This window comes from Lelliottia nimipressuralis (assembly GCF_004402045.1).
Classification (GTDB): Bacteria; Pseudomonadota; Gammaproteobacteria; order Enterobacterales; family Enterobacteriaceae; genus Enterobacter; species Enterobacter chinensis.
In genome coordinates this window covers 740,165-758,308 of sequence record NZ_SOMG01000030.1, presented here as the reverse complement: position 1 = coordinate 758,308, position 18,144 = coordinate 740,165, and the positions used below count along the sequence as shown (strand labels likewise).

Sequence of the window (18,144 nt, the reverse complement as noted above, 5' to 3'; positions counted from 1 at the left end):
TCCTCAGTGTTTCTCAATCCACGCGCCGTAGAACGACGGGCGGCCTACCGCTTCAAAACTCACGCCTTTCAGCCATGGGGCACCGGCAAAGACCTGCGGCTCTTCGAAAATTGGAATGACGTAGGCGTTGTCCAGCAGATAGCGCTGGGCATCGCCGGTCAGCTGCAGGCGTTTTTGCGGGTCGACTTCGGCGGAGATGTTCACCAGCAGAGCATTCAGCTTGTCGTCGCGGAAGTTTTTGACCTTGTCGCTGGAGCCGCCTTTTTGCAGCAGCGCGTCGCGGTTAGCGGGGTAGAACATGCTTTTCACCACGTCCGGATCGGCACGGCCCACTTCGGAGACGGTTAACGGGGTTTTCAGCGGGTCAAGGTTATCCAGCGTGCGGCTGCCAGCGTCACCGGCTTTGACGCTCAGCGAGACGCCCACCTGACGCCACTGCTGAGCAACCAGCTGCAGCACCTCTTTGTTTTGCGGCTGCGGTAACGATTCATACACCGTCAGCGCCAGCCGCTGGCCGTCTTTGGCGCGGATCCCGTCGCTGCCTGCTTTCCAGCCCGCCTCATCCAGCAGCTGGTTGGCTTTCGCCGGGTCAAAGGCCAGTTTGTCGCTGAGATCGACAAAGCCTGCGGCGGAATCGGCAATCACCGACTTCGCCTGCGGATAGTTGGCCGAGAAGAGGGTCTCGACCACCTGTTTGGCATTGGTGGCGTGCAGTAGCGCCTGACGAACCCGAATATCGGAGACCAGCGGGTTATCCGGGCGGAAGCTGATGCTGTCATTCACGCCGCGCGTCGGGGCGGCGTAGATTTTATAGCCCTGATCGGTCGCCTGCTTTTCGTCATACGCCTGTACCTGACGGATAAAATCCGCCTGACCGGCCAGCAGGGCACCGACGCGCACGCTGTCTTCCTGGGTCACGATAAACGTAATGCCGTCCAGATTGGCCGGCCCCTGTTGCGCCAGATTCTTGGGCCCCCACTGGTATTCTTTACGGGCTTCGAGCGTCACTTCGCGGCCCAGCTTCTCGTCCTTCACCACAAACGGGCCGGAGCCAATGATATGGCGGGCGTCTCCCAGCTCTTCAAAGTTGCGCTTCAGCGTGCTGAGCGAGACCAGGCCCGAGCCAATGGTGGCGGTGCCTTGCAGGAACCCCGGCGACGGTTTTTTGAAGTAGAACTTCACGGTCAGCGGATCGACCACTTCACTGCGATCGTAGTTATTGATCACTTCGGACACCGGCAGGCGCTGCGCCTTATTGCCTAAACCGTAGGTATCAAAGTTTTTCGCCACGGCGTTGGCATCCAGCGGCGTGCCGTCGGAGAAGGTGATGCCGGGACGAATTTTAAAGGTATATTCGGTTTTATCAGCGTTGGTGGTCCAGCTTTCTGCCACCCACGGTTCGACCTGCAGCGTCTTTGGGTTCTGCCACGTCAGTTTGTCGGTAATTTGGTTCAGAATGCCGCCGTTCGGGTAGAAGCCGCCGGCGGGCGGGTAGAGGTTGGTGTGCGCCTGTTGCTCCAGATAAATCAGCGTGCCGCCTTTGACCGGCGCATCAGCGGACCAGGCTGCGGTTGTCGTCAGAATCAGCGCCGTCAGCAGCGGCAGACGAAATGGGGTTTGCATGGTGAATTCCTTTGTTATCTTCTTGTTAGCGTCGGATTCATCATCGGGCGCGGGGGAAAACAAGGGAACAAAGGAATTAAGATAAGGATTGCCGGAAAATGGCTATAAAAAAACCGCCCCGGAGAGGAGCGGTGATGAACGGTGGACGACTATGAACGTAAGTCGATCACCATACGGCCACGGATCTGGCCCTGTTCCATCTCTTTAAAGATGGCGTTGATATCCTCCAGCGGACGCATCGTCACTTTCGGCACAACCTTGCCTTCAGCGGCGAACTGGAACGCTTCCTGCAGATCCTGACGGGTGCCGACCAGCGAACCCACCACCTGAATGCCGTCCAGCACCAGGCGCGGAATGTCGAGGCTCATCGCTTCCGGTGGCAGGCCAACGGCGACCACGCGGCCACCGGCGCGCACGGCATCCACCGCTGAGTTAAATGCCGCTTTTGCGACGGCAGTGACGACTGCGGCATGCGCGCCACCGGTTTTTTCCTGCACAATTTTAGCGGCATCTTCGCTGCGTGAGTTGATGGTTAAATCTGCACCCATGCTGGCCGCCAGCTTCAGCTGTTCGTCGTTAACGTCAAGGGCGATGACTTTGGCGTTAAAGACGTTTTTGGCGTACTGCAGCGCGAGGTTGCCAAGCCCGCCCAGACCATAAATTGCGATCCACTGGCCCGGTTTGATACCAGACACTTTCACCGCTTTGTAGGTGGTCACGCCGGCGCAGGTAATGCTGCTGGCCGCCGCAGAATCCAGACCGTCCGGCACTTTTACCGCATAATCCGCGGTGACGATGCACTCTTCCGCCATGCCGCCGTCAACGGAGTAACCGGCGTTTTTCACATCGCGGCACAGGGTCTCGTTGCCGGTATTACAATATTCACAGTGGCCACAGCCTTCAAAAAACCATGCCACGCTTGTGCGGTCGCCAACTTTCAGTGATTTCACACCGGGGCCGATTTCTTTCACGATCCCAATCCCTTCATGGCCCAGGATAACCCCGGTTTTATCGCCGAAATCGCCGTTCTTCACGTGGAGATCGGTATGGCATACGCCACAGCACTCCATCTTCAGCAGGGCTTCCCCGTGCTTTAGCGGGCGTAAGGTTTTTTCAGTGACATTGACCTGGTGGTCCTGAGTGACAACAGCAGCCTTCATGTGTATCTCCTTGTTCATGATAAGAATCTGTATATACCCTAAATAATTCGAGTTGCATGAAGGCGGCAAGGGAGTGAATCCCCGGGAGCTTACATAAGTAAGTGACTGGGGTGAACGAGTGCAGCCAACGCACAGGCAACTTGAAGTATGACGGGTAGAGCAGGTGTAATACCCCTTAAGGATTAATACATTAGCCTGGTAATGCAAGGCTGCGGCAACATAATGTCATCATTTGATTCGATTTCAGATTAAGAATACGGCGTTCCTCTAATAATTAAGGGGGAAAATGCTGGCCCGGCGAGGTGCTCGCCGGGCGCAGTCTTACAGCTGTGCTTCTATCTCCTCAATCTCCTTACGCCATTGCGCCTGCAGCTGCGGCTTTTGATGCTTCGGCTTACGCGCCAGATCGTCTTCCAGCAGCGTTTCCAGCGCGACCAGCCGTTCAAGCAGATCGTCATACGGCGAGGGTTGAACCGTCGCGGCGGCAGCGGGCGCAGCGGATGTCATAAGCCCCGCGCTTTCACGCAGCCGTTCAAACACCGCTTCTGCATCGTGCCACTCGCTCAGCGTTCCCTCTTCAATCAGCCAGAAACGGTTGCAGCTTTGGCTGATTAACTGACGGTCATGGCTGACCAGCAGCACGCCGCCTTCGAACTGCGAAAGGGTTTGTGCCAGCGCCTCTTTGCCTTCCATATCCAGGTGGTTGGTCGGCTCATCCAGCATCAGCAGGCTGTAGCGGGCAAGCGTCAGGCCAACGAACAGCAGGCGCGAACGCTCGCCGCCGCTGAGCGTGCTGACTTTTTGCCCGTGACGGGACCACGGGAACCCGGCGCTGATGAGCGCCATCTTCCTGTTTTGCGGGTCGGGCGCGAAAGGCTCCAGCGCGTCGAGCAGCGTGGCGTCATCCGGCAGCTGGTTCAGCGTCTGGTCGTAATAGCCCGGCGAGACGCGCGGATGAATTTTCAGCCCGCTGTCCGCTGGTTCATCGGTAAAATGTTGCCAGATAAGTTTCATCAGCGACGATTTACCGCAGCCGTTACGACCGACAATCGCCACGCGATCGCCGCTTTTCAGCCGCGCCATTTCGATGTTAAACAGAGGTGGTAGCCCAGGCGCAGGCGGTACGCCGAGGTTTTCCATCTCCAGCAGACGGTCCGCCCGCAGCGCGTCACCGCGAAGGGTTAACGTCCACGGGCTGCCCGCCGTGAGCGCGGTCTGGCTCTCTTTGAGCCGTTCAACCTGTTTTTCCATCTGTTTAGCTTTGCGGGCCAGGTCTTCGTTATCGTAAACCTTGCCCCAGGTTGCCAGGCGTTTGGCGCTGGCCGTCACGCGCTCGATCTCCTTTTGCTCTACCTTGTGGCGCTGCGCGTCGCTTTCATCTTTTGCTTCAAGCGCCTCGCGTGCCGCCGTGCAGGGAAGGGCAAAGTAGTGCAGCGTTTTATCACGCAGGATCCAGCTGCCGTTGGTGACGGCATCCAGCAGCTGTCTGTCATGCGAGACCAGCACAAAGCTGCCTGACCAGTTCTGTAAAAAGTGCTCCAGCCAGAGCATGGTCGGCAGGTCCAGGTGGTTACTGGGCTCATCCAGCAGAAGCAGATCCGGCTCGTGAATCAGCGCCCGCGCCAGCAGCAGGCGGGTGTGCTGTCCACCGCTGAGCGTGGCGGAATGCAGCGACATATCCTGCGGCGTGAAGCCCATGCCCGCCAGCAGCGTTTCGGCTTTCCAGCGCAGGCTGTCGCGTTCCACTGAGGGCAACCGGGCCAGGACGGCATCCAGCATGGTCAACGGTAAAATAGCGTCCGGGAGGTGTTGTTCCACGCGCGCCATCAGGCAGTGCCCGGCCAGCGCTACCGTTCCGGCAGCAGGGGAATCTGTGCCGTCCAGTACCTTCAGCAGTGTACTTTTGCCGCAGCCGTTATCGCCCAGCAGGCCAATGCGGTCGCCTTTTTTCAGCGTAAAGGAGAGAGAGTCGAAGAGCGTGCCAAACGCCGTATCAACGCGTAAAGATTGTGCAGTGAGTAAAGTGCTCATTGTTGCTTACCCAAGAGTTACAGGCATGTTTATGCCTCGTCAAACATCGCTGACGATAACTCAGTAAGCCCGAGAGAAGGGATTTCAGGGGTTGGTGTCTTCGCTCAAGCAGAAGTTATCGCAGCACGATACCGATAACGCTTGAGCTGGTGCGATCACCAAATGTATGTGAAACATTGAAAATTTCACAGTACAGCATAATTGGCCTCCTTATATATTCAGTGGGTTAATGGATGAAAGGAGTGTAGCGGGGGAAAAGGGGTTTGGCTAGTGGGTATTCGATGGTGCGGTCTGTTGCCCTCACCCTAACCCTCCCCCAGAGGGAGAGGGAACGGTTGAAGCGCAGAGTTAAATCGAGGTACGACGATAGCTGCGGTATTCAGGCTTCCAGAAGTTGTCGTCGATGGCCTGCTGCAGCGCGTCGGCAGAGGTTTTCACCGCCACACCCTGCTGCTGCGCCATTTTACCGACCGCAAAGGCGATAGCGCGCGACACCTTATGAATGTCTTTCAGCTCTGGCAGCACCAGCCCTTCGCCGTCATTGACCAGCGGCGAGTGGCCCGCCAGGGTTTCGCTCGCCGACATCAGCATTTCATCGGTGATGCGGGACGCGCCGGAGGCGATAACGCCCAGACCAATGCCCGGGAAGATATAGGAGTTGTTGCACTGGGCAATCGGATAGGTTTTATCCTTCCACACCACCGGATCGAACGGGCTGCCGGTGGCAACCAGCGCGTTACCTTCGGTCCAGGCGATGATGTCCTGCGGCGTCGCTTCCACGCGGGAGGTCGGGTTAGAGAGCGGCATCACGATAGGGCGTTCGCAGTGCTTGTGCATCTCGCGAATAATCTCTTCGGTGAAGAGACCGGTTTGCCCGGAAACGCCGATCAGGATATCCGGCTTCACGTTGCGCACCACGTCCAGCAGGGAAAGCACTTCGTTGTCGGTATCCCAGTTTTTCAGGTTATCGCGCTTTTGCACCAGTTTGGTCTGGAACGGCAGCAGGTTCGGCATACCGTCGGTCAGCAGGCCGAAGCGGTCAACCATAAAGACGCGGGAGCGGGCCAGCTCTTCGCTCAGGCCTTCGCGCTGCGTCTGGGCGATAATCTGCTCGGCGATACCGCAGCCCGCGGAGCCTGCGCCAAGGAAGACGATTTTTTGATAGCTCAGCTGGCTGCCGGCCGCGCGGCTGGCGGCGATAAGCGTACCCACTGTCACGGCTGCAGTGCCCTGGATGTCGTCGTTAAAGGAGCAGATCTCATCGCGATAGCGGTTCAGCAGCGGCATCGCGTTTTTCTGCGCGAAGTCTTCAAACTGCAGCAGCACGTCCGGCCAGCGGTGCTTCACGGCCTGGATGAAATCATCGACAAACTCATAGTATTCGTCGTCGGTAATACGCGGATGACGCCAGCCCATATAGAGCGGATCGTTAAGCAACTGCTGGTTGTTGGTACCGACATCCAGCACCACCGGCAGGGTATACGCCGGGCTGATGCCGCCACAAGCGGTGTAGAGAGAGAGTTTACCGATTGGGATCCCCATCCCGCCAATGCCCTGGTCGCCAAGGCCGAGAATACGTTCGCCGTCGGTCACCACAATCACTTTGATATTGTGGTTCGGCACGTTCTGCAGAATATCGTCCATGTTGTGACGGTTCTGATAAGAGATGAATACCCCGCGTGAACGGCGGTAGATCTCTGAGAAACGCTCGCAGGCCGCACCCACCGTCGGGGTGTAGATCACCGGCATCATCTCTTCCAGATGGTTCTGCACCAGGCGATAGAAGAGGGTTTCATTGGTGTCCTGAATGTTACGCAGGTAGATGTGTTTGTCGATTTCAGTTTTGAAACCCTGATACTGGATCCACGCGCGCTCTGCCTGTTCTTCAATGGTTTCAACTACTTCTGGCAGTAAACCCAGCAGGTTAAAGCTGCTGCGCTCTTCCATGCTGAAGGCGCTGCCTTTGTTGAGCAGGGGGAATTCGAGTAAAACCGGTCCGGCGTATGGGATATATAAGGAACGATGTTTTTTCAGTTTGTTGTCCATGTCACTCACTCTTTTTATGAAGATCCGTCCCTGGCACTGCTGTTTGTCATCTTTCTGGCCTGTGCGATGGGGTTCGGTCAGGCGGTATTATAAAGGAGCTAAATATTAATTACCGCAACACATAAACAAAAACACCATCGGGATTACCGATGGTGTTCTGGATCTCAGTCTGGAACTTACTTGCCCGCGTGGCGTTTTCTGCCGGTGGCGTGAGTGACTTGCGTTTCATGGTCGCCTTCAATCACCACTTTGCGCTGATTAGAAAGCTTGTAGTTCAGTCCCAGAATATGGCGTGCCTGACGGTTCGATTTCATGTTAACTCCTCAATCCTGTTGATAGTTTTAAGGACCAGTTTGCTTACGCAAACGAAATGTAACCCCTTAGGTTGCAGATCCAGCTTAGCAGGTTTTTACAATGGTGCGTTTTGCCCGCTGACGACGTAGTTAATGGTCTGCTGGTAGATGTCACTGAGGATGTCATTATCTGTGGATTCCACCCATTTGGTCAGTTCCATCAAAATGTCATCTTCAGTCACAGCACCGTGCTCGGCGTGAAGACCCTGCGCAATCGCGTTAACGAGTTCAGGTTGTGCTGCTGCGGTATTAGCCGGGTAATAAGTAAACATGCTGCCTCCGTGTCGTTGTCTGTTTAATGGTACGGCTCGCAAAAAATTTAATTCATAAACAGAATGGCAAATATTTTCCCGGTTGTGGCTCAGATTCATCTTAGAAATAAAAATGACATAAGTGCATGCTTTTATGTGCTTTTAAAAGGTGTGGCTATATCGAAGGGTAACGGCGGGGATATTATGAGGATGCTCCTGCTATCACGAATATATAGCAGGAGCAGATTTTAAATTACCACTTCATTTCGCCGGTATTGACTTTGGCGCTTAATTCCAGCGAGCTCTCTTCCGCCAGGCCGGGATACTGTTTTTTCAGGGTGCTGATGATGCCTGCAGAATCTTTATGTGCGGCTAAGGCTTTTTCAAAGCGCTGCAGATAGTCGCGGGTAAAATCAATCGCGCCAGCGCCCGCCGGCGGGGTGCCCAGATAGTGGCCAGGGATCACGCGTTCTGGTTTGTGCGCAGCCATCTTCACAAGGGTTTCCTGCCACTGCTTACGGCTTTCCGGGGTCTGGGTGTCTGCCGTCCAGACGTGAATCCCCCATGCTACACCGGTGCCGCCGAGGATCGTTTTCGCAGACGGGATCCACACATAGGCCGCGTAGCTGTCTGGCTGTTCGATATCGATTTTTTCCCCATCAACCATAAACGTGGTGGAGGCAATCACCTGCGGGACAATCAGCTCCGTTGGTGCGCCGTCTTTCATCTGCGGGCCCCAGAAGGCAAGCTTGGCGTCTTTGGTGGCCTTGATGTGGTCAACCACGTGCTGCGTGGCCACCACTTTGGCATTCGGGAAGGCTTTGACCAGCGGCTGCAGGCCAAAATAGAAATCAGGATCGCCGGAGGTGATCACAATCTTATTCAGGGTTTTACCGCTGCGGCGAATTTTCTCTACCAGCGCTTTGCCATCCTTCACGCTGAACTGCGCGTCGAACAGCACCGCTTCTTTCGGGCCGGAAACCAGCGTGGAGGAGACCGCGAAAATGCCTTTTTCCTGCGGGTTGTAGGTATCAACGTTCAACGGTGCGGCAAACACGGCCGGAGTGATAAGGGTGGAAAGTAAGGCAAAGTGAGTGAGTTTCATGCTGTTGTCTCTGTTGTTCAGGAATGTCTCTATTGTACGGATATTCGCATTTGCCAGAATTCCTGAAACAAGACATGCTTAGTTTCATAAATCGAGCAAATGGAGCTTATATGGATCGCGTTATTGCCGCTCAGGTCTACAACCGGATATGCGAGCTGGGAAGTTTGAGTGCGGCGGCCCGCGCGCTGGGTATCTCCCGACCGATGGTAAGCCGCTACCTTGAACAAATGGAGAAGTGGGCGGGAACACGGCTGGTAAACCGCTCCACGCGCAAGCTGACGCTGACCGCGGCAGGAGAAAAGGTGCTGCAAAAAACGCGGACGCTCTCGCAGATCTCGCAGGAAATTGAAGGCCAGTCGGAGAAAGATCTTCCGTCAGGCACCCTGCGGGTGGCCTGCGCGCACTTTACCGCCATGCACCTGATTGCGCCGGTCCTGCCCGGCCTGCTCGCGCGCTACCCGCAGCTGCGCGTTGAGCTTGACGTGAACAACCACCCGGTGAGCCTGGTGGGTGAGCGTATTGATGTTGCCGTGCGCATTACCGACAACCCCGAGCCCGGGATGATTGCCCGCCGGCTGGGGGAATGTCGCTCGGTGCTCTGCGCTTCGCCGGACTATCTGGCACAGCGCGGCACGCCCGCCAGCCCTGAAGAATTAGCGCTGCATAACTGCCTGCACTACAGCTTTTTCGCCGGACAGTCCTGGCACTTCCTGACGCCGGAAGGGGAAAGCCTGAGCGTGGCCGTCAGCGGCAACCTGAGCGCCAGCATCTCTTCGCTGTTGATGGACGCGGCGATTAAGCACTGCGGTATCGCTATGCTGCCAGAGCGCGAAGCGCGTGCCGCGCTGGAGCAGGGGTTGCTGGTGCCGGTACTGGAGGCGCTGGAACCGAAACCGCTTGCCATCCATGGCATTTATCAGTCCCGGGAATATCAACCTGCCGCGCTGCGGGTGTTCCTTGACGAACTGGCCCGGCACCTGGCATGAGCGCGGCGTTCACCGTCGCTTACTTTGCCTTTAGCCAGGGAGAGGCCGTGCTCCAGAAAATAATATCGGCTCCGAGATAGTTTTCAGCGAACCGATCAAACTCAGCTTTGGTGAAGGGCTTACCGGTCTGAGGATTCTTATAGGTCAGGGTCGGTTCCTGAACCGCCATCGCGATGAGCGGCAGCGTCTGCTTATTTTTATTGAAGAAGGGATAGGCATTCTTCATGTGTGCCTTGCGGTTGGGAACAATGTCCGGCCCACCCAGGCCGACGTTGTTGGCGCTGGCCCAGGCAAAAAGACGCCCCATGTAGTTGTGGTCATTATCCCATTCGCACGGCCAGAAGTTCACGTATTGCACCACATGTGATTTCTGGAAAGCCTTACGCGCAAAGGCCAGGTTTTCCATTTCACCCGCGAAATAGCTGTCGCAGGTAAACCCCGCGGGCGGATTTTTTTCGTCGATATCAATGGCGGTTTCAGGCAGGTTTACCCCATATACCTCACCATCAAAGCGTTTCGCAAGAGCGGTCAGCAGTGCCTGGTAGCGCTGGCGCACGGCAGGATCCCACTGACGCGCCACCCATCCTGAACCGACTGGCTTTCCTTCGCCGGGGTTATCGAACTGCGGTGCAATCCCGCCACCATATTGCTTATCGTGCATCAAATAATCCGGCACGTAGCGGGCATTAGGCTCAAAGAAACGATCCTGAATCTGGATGAAGAGCTTTTTCCTGGCAGTCTTAAGACGCGCCAGATCCTGCTCAATGCGCGAGAAGTCATACTTGTTCTTCTCGGGTTCAAGCAAGCGCCAGTTGTAAACGATCTGCACGCCGCCGATGTCGCTTCGCGCAACAAGCGGAAACGCCGCATCGAGATCGCCGGAGCTGGTATAGATAAAGTTTTCCGGCGTTTTCGCCAGTGAAGACAGCGATAGAGCCAGTGTGGTTACCGCAACGGCCATCCTGATTTTTAGCGTCATATTATTATCCTTTTTTGTCGGTACAGCAGGTGAAAGACCTGGAATTTTCTGTGTTCCAGGGTGGGTCAGATGCGTAGTCTATACTTAACCCTTTGTAAGCCAAAAGGAGAGCAAGAATGACTATTCATAAGCACGGTTCGGCACACTGGTCTGGCGACATTAAGCGCGGAAAAGGAACGGTATCCACCGAGAGCGGCGTTCTCAATCAACAGCCTTATGGTTTCAATACCCGCTTTGAGGGTGAAAAGGGGACTAACCCCGAAGAGCTGATTGGCGCAGCACATGCGGCCTGCTTTTCAATGGCGCTGTCGCTGATGCTTGGCGAAGCGGGTTATACCGCCGACTCCATTGATACCACGGCGGACGTCTCGCTGGATAAAACCGACGGCGGCTTTGCCATCACTAAGGTTGCCCTGAATAGTAAGGTGACCGTTCCGGGCATCGCGCCGCAGCAGTTTGATGGCATTATTCAGAAAGCGAAAGCGGGCTGCCCGGTTTCGCAGCTCCTGAAAGCCGAGATTACGCTGGACTATAAATTCAACTAAGCCAGAGCCGGGTCAAGGCCCGGCTATTCCTTCCATGCGGTAAAAAACCATTCACTGTATTTCCATTGCATCGAGTATGCCGATATAAATTAATTTATTTCGATATTATTTCATAATTAAATAATTTATCTATTATATTTATTTAAACAATATAAATACCAGGGCCTGAACGCTGGTGGTTATATATAATATATGATATCCACCCCCTTAATTATAGTGGGTAATAAATTTACAAAGAGGCGTTGTTTTTTATTTTTGGTTGTATATTGATTCTTCTGTCTATACTGATAGCGCAGTTGTTAATACATCAATTTACTACAAGGTGGATGTTATGAAATATTCAGCTCTGACTATTGGCTGTATTATGATGTTTTCTGGTTTTAGTTCACTTTCCATGGCTGAAGCTGCAAAAAAAGTTGAGGCAGTCCCTGCACCAAGGCATGGCACATCAAACGTGCCACCTTCTCGTCAGTATTATTGTTATAATCAAAAAGATTTCGGTGGTGGTAGTGGGGGTATTAAAAATGCGGCCTGCAAGGCGGCATATGAGGCCGCAGGCAATGAGAACTGGCAAAGAGAGCGGTTGTTTAATAACTGGAATGCTTACTCTCAAAATGCCCCTAAAGATCAATGGAAAACGAAGGTGCCAGACGAGCAATTATGTTCTGCGGGCATTGAGGATTATAAAAGCATTAATCTGCCCAGTGCGGATTGGTACACAACTGAACTGGATGTAAAAAATGGTCACGTCGTGCTGGATTATATAGCAAGCAAGATGCACGACCCGAGTGTGTTTACTGTGTATATAAGTAAACCTGATTTTGACCCCACCACCAGCAAGTTAAAATGGTCAGATTTACTGGAATCTCCTGATGTGAAATCTACAGCTATTCCGGATGAAACTGACCCTGATAAAGGACATTACAAACTGGATGTCAAACTACCGGAAGGTTATACCACCGGCAAGAAAGCCATCATATATATTGCCTGGGCACGTCATGAAGATCCCGCCCGCGAGACCTTCTTCAGTTGCAGTGATGTGATCCTGAAAAATACAGCCGGGTAAAATTGCCGCGCCACGCGGCAATTAATCCACATTGCGCCAGCAGCGCACGCTACGGCCCCCGGATGAGGGCTGTAGCGGCTGCGGGCGTTCACATCCCTGCGTTGCCATCGGGCAACGGTCACGGAAAAAACAGCCTTCGGGCAGATGTCGGTTGCCGGGAAGATCCGTTTTGCGTAAGGCCAGTTTTTCATCCAGCGGTTCTCCGGTGCGGGGAACCGAATCGAGTAACAGGCGGGTATAGGGATGGCGTGCCTCCCCAAGCACCTGCGCGGCGCTGCCCAGCTCCACAATCTGCCCAAGGTACATCACCGCCACGCGGTCGCTCATGTGTCTGACCACCGAGACGTTATGCGAAATTAACACGTAGGTCAGATTACGCTGCTGCTGTAGCGTCACCAGCAGGTTGAGGATTTGCGCCTGCACGGAGATATCCAGCGCGCTAGTGGGTTCATCGAGCACGATGATATCGGGATCGGACGAGAGCGCCCGGGCAATGGCGATGCGCTGGCGCTGCCCGCCGGAGAAGGCGTGCGGAAGCCGGTCGAGATATTCCGGGCGAATGCCAACCTGCAGCGCCAGGTTTTCTGCCAGCTGGCGGCGTTCCCGCTCGCTGCTGCGTTTTTGCACCCATACCGGCTCAGTGATGATGCGCCAGACCGGCAGGCGCGGGTCGAGAGAGGAGAGCGGATCCTGAAATACCATCTGCATGCCGCCCGCGTGGTGCGCCCGCTGGCATGCGCCGGTGCTGGGCTTAAGCATGCCCATCAGCAGCTGGGCCAGCGTGCTTTTCCCGCAGCCGGATTCCCCGACAATGCCGAGCGTTTCCCCCCGACGGATCTCAAGGTCGAGCCCGTTGAGGGCATGGACCTGCTCCGTTACGCGTCCCAGCCAGTTTTTGCGCGCCGCAAAGTTCACGTGCACGCTATCCAGTTCCAGCAGTACGTCAGACATGGTGTTTCTCCCGTTGCGGATACCAGCAGGCAGCCTGTTGGCCTTCTGCACCATTGGGCTGTAAGCGCGGCGTTTCGCTGCATTTCGCCCCGGCGGCAAAGCAGCGCTCGCGAAAAGCGCACCCCTGCGGAAGCTGGCTGAGGTTGGGCACCGTGCCGGGGATGGCGGGAAGCAGATCGCGCGGCTGGCCGTTTTCGGGTGCGCACTGCAGCAGGCCAATGGAGTAGGGATGCACAGGGCGGTGGATCAGCGTCTGCGTGGTACCGCTTTCGATCACGCTGCCCGCATACATCACATACATTCTGTCGCAAAGCTGCGACACCACGGCCATATCATGGCTGATAAACAGCACCGAGGTGCCGCTGGCCCGCGCCTTATGCTTCAGCAGCCGCAAGACCTGCAGCTGGACGGTGACATCCAGTGCGGTGGTCGGTTCGTCGGCGATGATCAGCTCTGGCTCGCAGGAGAAGGCAAGGGCGATCATCACCCGCTGGCGCATCCCGCCGGACAGTTCAAAGGGATAACGCTCCATGACCTGTTTCGCGTCCGGAATTTGCATCTCTTCCAGCAGAGTTATCGCCTTTTGCTGCGCCTCACGCCGCGAAAGTGGCTGATGCTGGCGGATCACCTCCACCATCTGTTTGCCAATCCGCCGCGTTGGGTTGAGTGCGGTCATGGGCTCCTGAAAAATCATCGCCACTCTGGCACCGCGCCACTGGCGAAGCTGTTTCTCGGAGGCTGTCAGGACATTTTCGCCGAGTAATTTCACCTGACCATGATGAATGCGGTAGCTCCCTTCCGGCAGCAGCCGCATGGCGAGCATGGCGGTTACGGATTTACCCGATCCCGATTCGCCCACTACGCCGACAATTTCGCCCCTTTCAATCTCCAGCGAGACGTGGTTCAGCGCGTGGACCTCCCCGCGAAACACCGGGAAGCTCAGGTGCAGGTCTTCAATGCGTAATACCGGTTCGGTCATCACTGTTTTCCTCCCGATTTCGGGTCCAGCAGATCGCGGATGCCATCGCCAAACAGGTTAAAGCCGACGGCGGTAATCAAAATCGCCGCACCGGGAAAGGCACAGTACCACCACTGATCCAGGACGTAGTTACGGCCAACGGCCACCATTGCGCCCCATTCGGCGGTGGGCTGCTGCGCGCCCAGGCCAATAAACCCCAGCGTGGCGGCCATCAGAATAGCGCTGCCGATGTCCAGGGAGGCCTGCACAATCAGCGGCGGCAGGGCGTTGCGCAGGATATGCCAGCTGATCAAATGCCAGCGGGATGCGCCGAACGTGCGGGCGGCCTGAACGTAGGTAAACTGGCGCACCACCAGGGTTTGCCCGCGCGCCAGGCGGACGTAGAACGGAATGCGGACAATCGCAATCGCCAGCATGGCGTTGAACAGGCTCGGCCCGAGCGCGGCGGCCAGCGCCATGGTCAGCACCAGTGAGGGAATGGAGAGCATTATGTCCATCACCCGCATGATGATGGCATCGCCGCGTCCGCCCAGCACGCCGGACAAACAGCCCAGCAGCGAGCCAATGCCGCCCGCAATCACCACCACCGCCAGCCCGGCGGTAATCGACTGCTGGCTGCCTGCCAGTACCCGGCTGAACAGATCGCGTCCCACCTCATCGGTACCAAACCAGTGCTGCGCAGACGGCGCCTGCAGTCGGGCGGTGAGATCCAGCGCGTTCGGGTCATGCGGCACGATCCACGGTGAGGCTACCATCAGAAAGAGCATCGCCATCATAATGACGCCGCCAACGATCGTGAGCGGGCTTTGACGCAGCATCCAGAACAGCTTTGCCCAGTTGATGCGTTGTCTGGCGGTTTTAACCGGGACGGGCGTTTCCTGAGTTAACATCATTCGGCACCTCCGCGCCCGATTCGCGGGTCAATCCACAGGTAAAGCAGATCGACCACCAGATTAACCAGCACGTAGGCCAGCGAAACGACGACGGCAAAGCCCATCACGGCGGGGAAATCGAGCGCCTGAATGGACGTCACCACCCAGGCCCCCATGCCCGGCCAGGCGAAGACGGTTTCGGTCAGCACGGCGCCGTAAAGCAGATCGCCCAGCGCCAGCCCGAGCACGGTAATCGACGGGATCATCGCATTCGGCAGGGCGTAGCGCAGAACGATGTACCAGCCGGGCAGGCCGCTGGCGCGGGCGGTACGAATGTAATCCTCGCTAAGCTGCTCCAGCATCGCGGAACGGACCTGACGCGCCACGATGCCCAGATGAACAAACGCCAGCGTCAGCGAGGGTAAAATCAGGTGCTGAAGCGCATTGAAAAAGACCTCCCCGTTGCCTTCCAGCAGCGCATCCAGTAGATAAAAGCCGGTAACGTGCGTAGGCGGGTCGAGCCAGTCGTCCAGCCTGCCGCCGCCGGGCAGAATTTGCAGTTGCCCGTAGAACAGCACAATCACGCCCAGCCCCAGCCAGAACGCAGGGGTGGAGATGCCGGTCATCGCCATCAGCCGCACCAGATGATCCAGCCAGCGGTTACGGTACACCGCTGACAAAATCCCCAGCGGCACGCCGATGACCAGCGCCAGCAGCAGAGAACAAAAGGCCAGCTCCAGCGTGGCGGGGAAAAAGGCCTTCAGATCTTCGGCAACCGGACGTCCGGTACGAATGGACGTGCCTAAATCACCGTGGGCAAGGGCGTCCACGTAGCGACCAAACTGAATATACAGCGGCCGATCCAGCCCAAGCTGCTGGCGGATGTTCTGCACGATTTCGTCGCTGGCACGGTCTCCGGCCAGCAGACGGGCCGGATCGCCGGGGATCAGGTGCGAAATAATAAAGGTGATGATACAGACACCCGCCACCACCAGGAGTAACCCCCAGCAGCGCTGGCGCACGATGCTCCAGAACGTCATACACTTTCCCCCGGCGAGAACCGTTATTTGCTCATGGTGGCGATGTTAAACACCTGCTCAAGCATCGGATTAAAGGTGAAGCCTTTGACCTCTTTGTTCATCGCCAGCTGGTAATTCTTCTGGAACAGATAAACGTAGGCTGCTTCGTCAATCACCACCTTTTGCGCCTGCTGGTAATCTTTGGTGCGTTCCGCCTGGTCGGTGGTTTTCAGCGCGGCCTGCAGCAATGAGTCGACCTCTTTGTTCTCATAGAACGAACGGTTGCCCGGCAGCCCTTTTTTGTCTGATTCAAACCAGTAGTTCATGAACATATACGGGTCGGCAAAGTCCGGGCTCCAGTTGCCGATGGCAATGTCGTAATCACCTTTGCCGACGCGGTCGCGCATGGTGGCATTGGCCAGTTTTTCCAGCTTGACGTTAATGCCGATCTTGCCAAGACTGGCCTGGGTCGAGAGGGCGATAGGCTCCCAGTTGGGATCGTTGTCCGAATAGAGGAAGGTCAGGCTGGCGGGCTTGTCTTTAACCTTCTCCAGAGCTGCTTTGGCTTTGGCCTCGTCAAAGCTGTACTGCATTGCCGTGGCGTCAAAGCCCCACATGCCTTCCGGGATCGGGCCGCGCATCTGCTTGCCGTTGCCGCTCAGAATGCCTTTCACCATGCCCTGGTAGTCCGTCGCCCAGGAGACGGCCCGGCGTAAATCCACCTGGTTGAGCGGGGCTTTGCTGTTGTTGAGGTACAGATAAGTGACGCGCAGCGAGGGGTATTCCGCGACGGCCACTTTCCCTTCCTGCTTCAGGGCTGCGAGCTGATCGACCGGCAGGGAGTCGGCAATATCCAGGTCACCGCGGGAAAGCTGCAGCCGACGGGAGGCGCTTTCACCGATAATTTTCACCGATACGCGCTTAAAGTGCGGCTTGTCGCCCTGCCAGTGGGGGTTCGGCACCAGGATCAGCTGCTGGCCTTTCTGCCAGCTTTTCAGCATAAATGGCCCGGAACCGGCGGTGTTTTGCGCCAGATACCCGCGCGCGTCGTCCGCGGCATTGGCCTTCAGCACCGTCGGGTTAATGATGGAAGCCCCGTCGTTCGCCAGCGTATACAGGAAGGGCGCGAACGGCTGGCTGAGGGTAAATTTCACCGTGTGGTCATCAACGGCATCAACTTTCAGGTCTTTCGGGAAGGCTTCGGACGGCCCCTGGCTGAGCTTGAGCAGGCGTTCAAAGGAGAGTTTCACCGCTTCCGCGGTGACCGGCGTACCGTCGGAGAATTTCGCGTTATCCCCCAGGGTAAAGGTCCACTCTTTCTGGTCGTCGGACGCTTTCCAGCCTGTCGACAGATCGCCTTCTACCTCGGTAGAGCCTGGCTTGTACTTGACCAGACGCTGGTAGGACGGATAGGTAACGGTCCAATCGTTGTTATCAATCGTCACGGCAGGATCGAGCGTTTGCGGGTCGGCGGCTTTACCGATCGCCAGCATGTCTTTCGGGACGGCAGCCAGCGCCAGCGGGGCGCTCAGGACCAGTGTGGCGGCAATTACGGTCGAGAGAAGCGATGTTTTCATTGCAGTGCTCCAGGTTCAAAGAGAGGTGTGCGTCAGTGGAAAACAGGCAAAACGGTCATCAAGCAGCGGGTAGCTGGCGGCATTCGGCAATTCGAAGTGCCACCATTCGCTGCCGATCCCGACAAAACCGCCGCCGAACATGATGGCGTTCAACAGCAGACGGTTGCGCTGGGCGTGCGGCGGCACGGAGGGGTGATACGGATGCGAACGGTCGTGCATTTCGTCAAAACCGGCGCCCATATCCAGCACGGCGTTATGTTCGTCCATCAGCGTGACGTCGATGGCCGTACCGCGGCTGTGGTTAGAGCCAATCGCCACGTCGACCACATATTCCGGATTCGGGCAGGCATCCCACAGCTGGGCCTGCGCCTGCTGCGGCCGATAGGCGTCGTAGACTACCAGCTTCAGCCCGGCCAGCGTGGCAATGCTGATGGCTTTTGCCAGCGCGGTGGCGGCATCGATATGCAGCAGGCACAACGCCTCCTGATAGATCGGGCGGCCAGTAATGTTGTCGGCGGTGGCGTACTTAAGATCGATATGCAGCGTGGGGAATGTCTTCGCCACATCAATCAGTTCACTCTCTTCGGGCATAGTTCCGCTC

General features: G+C 56.5%; 17 protein-coding genes. 3 read left to right on the top strand and 14 right to left on the bottom strand.

Annotation, left to right across the window (positions count from 1 at the left end):
* Window positions 1-3: 3 nt before the first annotated feature.
* The 7 genes from E3U32_RS21260 to E3U32_RS21230 form a co-directional block, all read right to left on the bottom strand.
* Complete coding sequence (locus E3U32_RS21260) at window positions 4-1,623, bottom strand: TIGR04028 family ABC transporter substrate-binding protein (protein WP_134350387.1); 1,620 nt, start codon at window positions 1,621-1,623, stop codon at window positions 4-6.
* A 149-nt stretch (window positions 1,624-1,772) separates the two neighbouring features.
* Complete coding sequence (adhP, locus tag E3U32_RS21255; RefSeq protein ID WP_134350386.1) at window positions 1,773-2,783, bottom strand: alcohol dehydrogenase AdhP; 1,011 nt, start codon at window positions 2,781-2,783, stop codon at window positions 1,773-1,775.
* A 321-nt stretch (window positions 2,784-3,104) separates the two neighbouring features.
* Window positions 3,105-4,814 (bottom strand): ABC-F family ATP-binding cassette domain-containing protein, encoded by a 1,710-nt coding sequence (locus tag E3U32_RS21250; RefSeq protein ID WP_134350385.1) that lies wholly within the window; start codon window positions 4,812-4,814, stop codon window positions 3,105-3,107.
* 348 nt (window positions 4,815-5,162) lie between these two features.
* Complete coding sequence (locus E3U32_RS21245; protein ID WP_134350384.1) at window positions 5,163-6,860, bottom strand: NAD-dependent malic enzyme; 1,698 nt, start codon at window positions 6,858-6,860, stop codon at window positions 5,163-5,165.
* Window positions 6,861-7,036: 176 nt separating this feature from the next.
* Entirely contained in the window at window positions 7,037-7,174 is a 138-nt protein-coding gene (gene sra, locus E3U32_RS21240) for a stationary-phase-induced ribosome-associated protein (RefSeq protein WP_008501714.1), read from the bottom strand.
* A 95-nt stretch (window positions 7,175-7,269) separates the two neighbouring features.
* Window positions 7,270-7,485: a biofilm-dependent modulation protein gene (gene bdm / locus E3U32_RS21235; RefSeq protein WP_013096534.1), complete on the bottom strand. Its 216-nt coding sequence runs from the start codon at window positions 7,483-7,485 to the stop codon at window positions 7,270-7,272.
* Window positions 7,486-7,717: 232 nt separating this feature from the next.
* Window positions 7,718-8,569 carry a Vmh family MBL fold metallo-hydrolase gene (locus E3U32_RS21230; protein ID WP_134350383.1) on the bottom strand — a complete coding sequence of 284 codons (852 nt, stop codon included), beginning with the start codon at window positions 8,567-8,569 and terminating at the stop codon, window positions 7,718-7,720.
* 110 nt (window positions 8,570-8,679) lie between these two features.
* On the opposite strand from E3U32_RS21230, the gene E3U32_RS21225 reads away from it, so the two are divergent.
* Window positions 8,680-9,555, top strand: a complete 876-nt coding sequence (locus tag E3U32_RS21225; protein WP_134350382.1) for a LysR family transcriptional regulator — start codon at window positions 8,680-8,682, stop codon at window positions 9,553-9,555.
* A 19-nt stretch (window positions 9,556-9,574) separates the two neighbouring features.
* Here E3U32_RS21225 and E3U32_RS21220 read toward each other — a convergent pair whose 3' ends face one another.
* Window positions 9,575-10,534: a hypothetical protein gene (locus tag E3U32_RS21220; RefSeq protein ID WP_134350381.1), complete on the bottom strand. Its 960-nt coding sequence runs from the start codon at window positions 10,532-10,534 to the stop codon at window positions 9,575-9,577.
* 116 nt (window positions 10,535-10,650) lie between these two features.
* On the opposite strand from E3U32_RS21220, the gene E3U32_RS21215 reads away from it, so the two are divergent.
* Window positions 10,651-11,079: an OsmC family protein gene (locus E3U32_RS21215; protein WP_134350380.1), complete on the top strand. Its 429-nt coding sequence runs from the start codon at window positions 10,651-10,653 to the stop codon at window positions 11,077-11,079.
* Between the two features lie 331 nt (window positions 11,080-11,410).
* A complete protein-coding gene (locus E3U32_RS21210; RefSeq protein WP_134350379.1) occupies window positions 11,411-12,145 on the top strand; it encodes a lytic polysaccharide monooxygenase in 735 nt (244 codons plus the stop codon).
* Window positions 12,146-12,166: 21 nt separating this feature from the next.
* Here E3U32_RS21210 and E3U32_RS21205 read toward each other — a convergent pair whose 3' ends face one another.
* The 6 genes from E3U32_RS21205 to ddpX are packed head-to-tail and all read right to left on the bottom strand — an operon-like array spanning window position 12,167 to window position 18,134.
* Complete coding sequence (locus tag E3U32_RS21205) at window positions 12,167-13,096, bottom strand: oligopeptide/dipeptide ABC transporter ATP-binding protein (RefSeq protein ID WP_134350378.1); 930 nt, start codon at window positions 13,094-13,096, stop codon at window positions 12,167-12,169.
* The gene (locus E3U32_RS21200; RefSeq protein ID WP_134350377.1) at window positions 13,089-14,075 is read right to left on the bottom strand and encodes an ABC transporter ATP-binding protein; all 987 of its coding nucleotides are present in this window, start codon (window positions 14,073-14,075) and stop codon (window positions 13,089-13,091) included. Before E3U32_RS21200 ends, E3U32_RS21205 begins: the two co-directional genes overlap by 8 nt.
* Window positions 14,075-14,968: a D,D-dipeptide ABC transporter permease gene (ddpC, locus tag E3U32_RS21195; RefSeq protein ID WP_134350376.1), complete on the bottom strand. Its 894-nt coding sequence runs from the start codon at window positions 14,966-14,968 to the stop codon at window positions 14,075-14,077. The genes E3U32_RS21200 and ddpC overlap by 1 nt, the downstream gene beginning before the upstream one ends.
* Window positions 14,965-15,987: an ABC transporter permease gene (locus tag E3U32_RS21190; RefSeq protein WP_134350375.1), complete on the bottom strand. Its 1,023-nt coding sequence runs from the start codon at window positions 15,985-15,987 to the stop codon at window positions 14,965-14,967. The genes ddpC and E3U32_RS21190 overlap by 4 nt, the downstream gene beginning before the upstream one ends.
* 23 nt (window positions 15,988-16,010) lie before the next feature.
* Window positions 16,011-17,543: an ABC transporter substrate-binding protein gene (locus E3U32_RS21185; protein WP_134350374.1), complete on the bottom strand. Its 1,533-nt coding sequence runs from the start codon at window positions 17,541-17,543 to the stop codon at window positions 16,011-16,013.
* Window positions 17,544-17,558: 15 nt separating this feature from the next.
* On the bottom strand, window positions 17,559-18,134 hold the full coding sequence (gene ddpX / locus E3U32_RS21180) for a D-alanyl-D-alanine dipeptidase (protein ID WP_134350373.1): 576 nt from the start codon (window positions 18,132-18,134) through the stop codon (window positions 17,559-17,561).
* Between the last annotated feature and the right edge of the window lie 10 nt (window positions 18,135-18,144).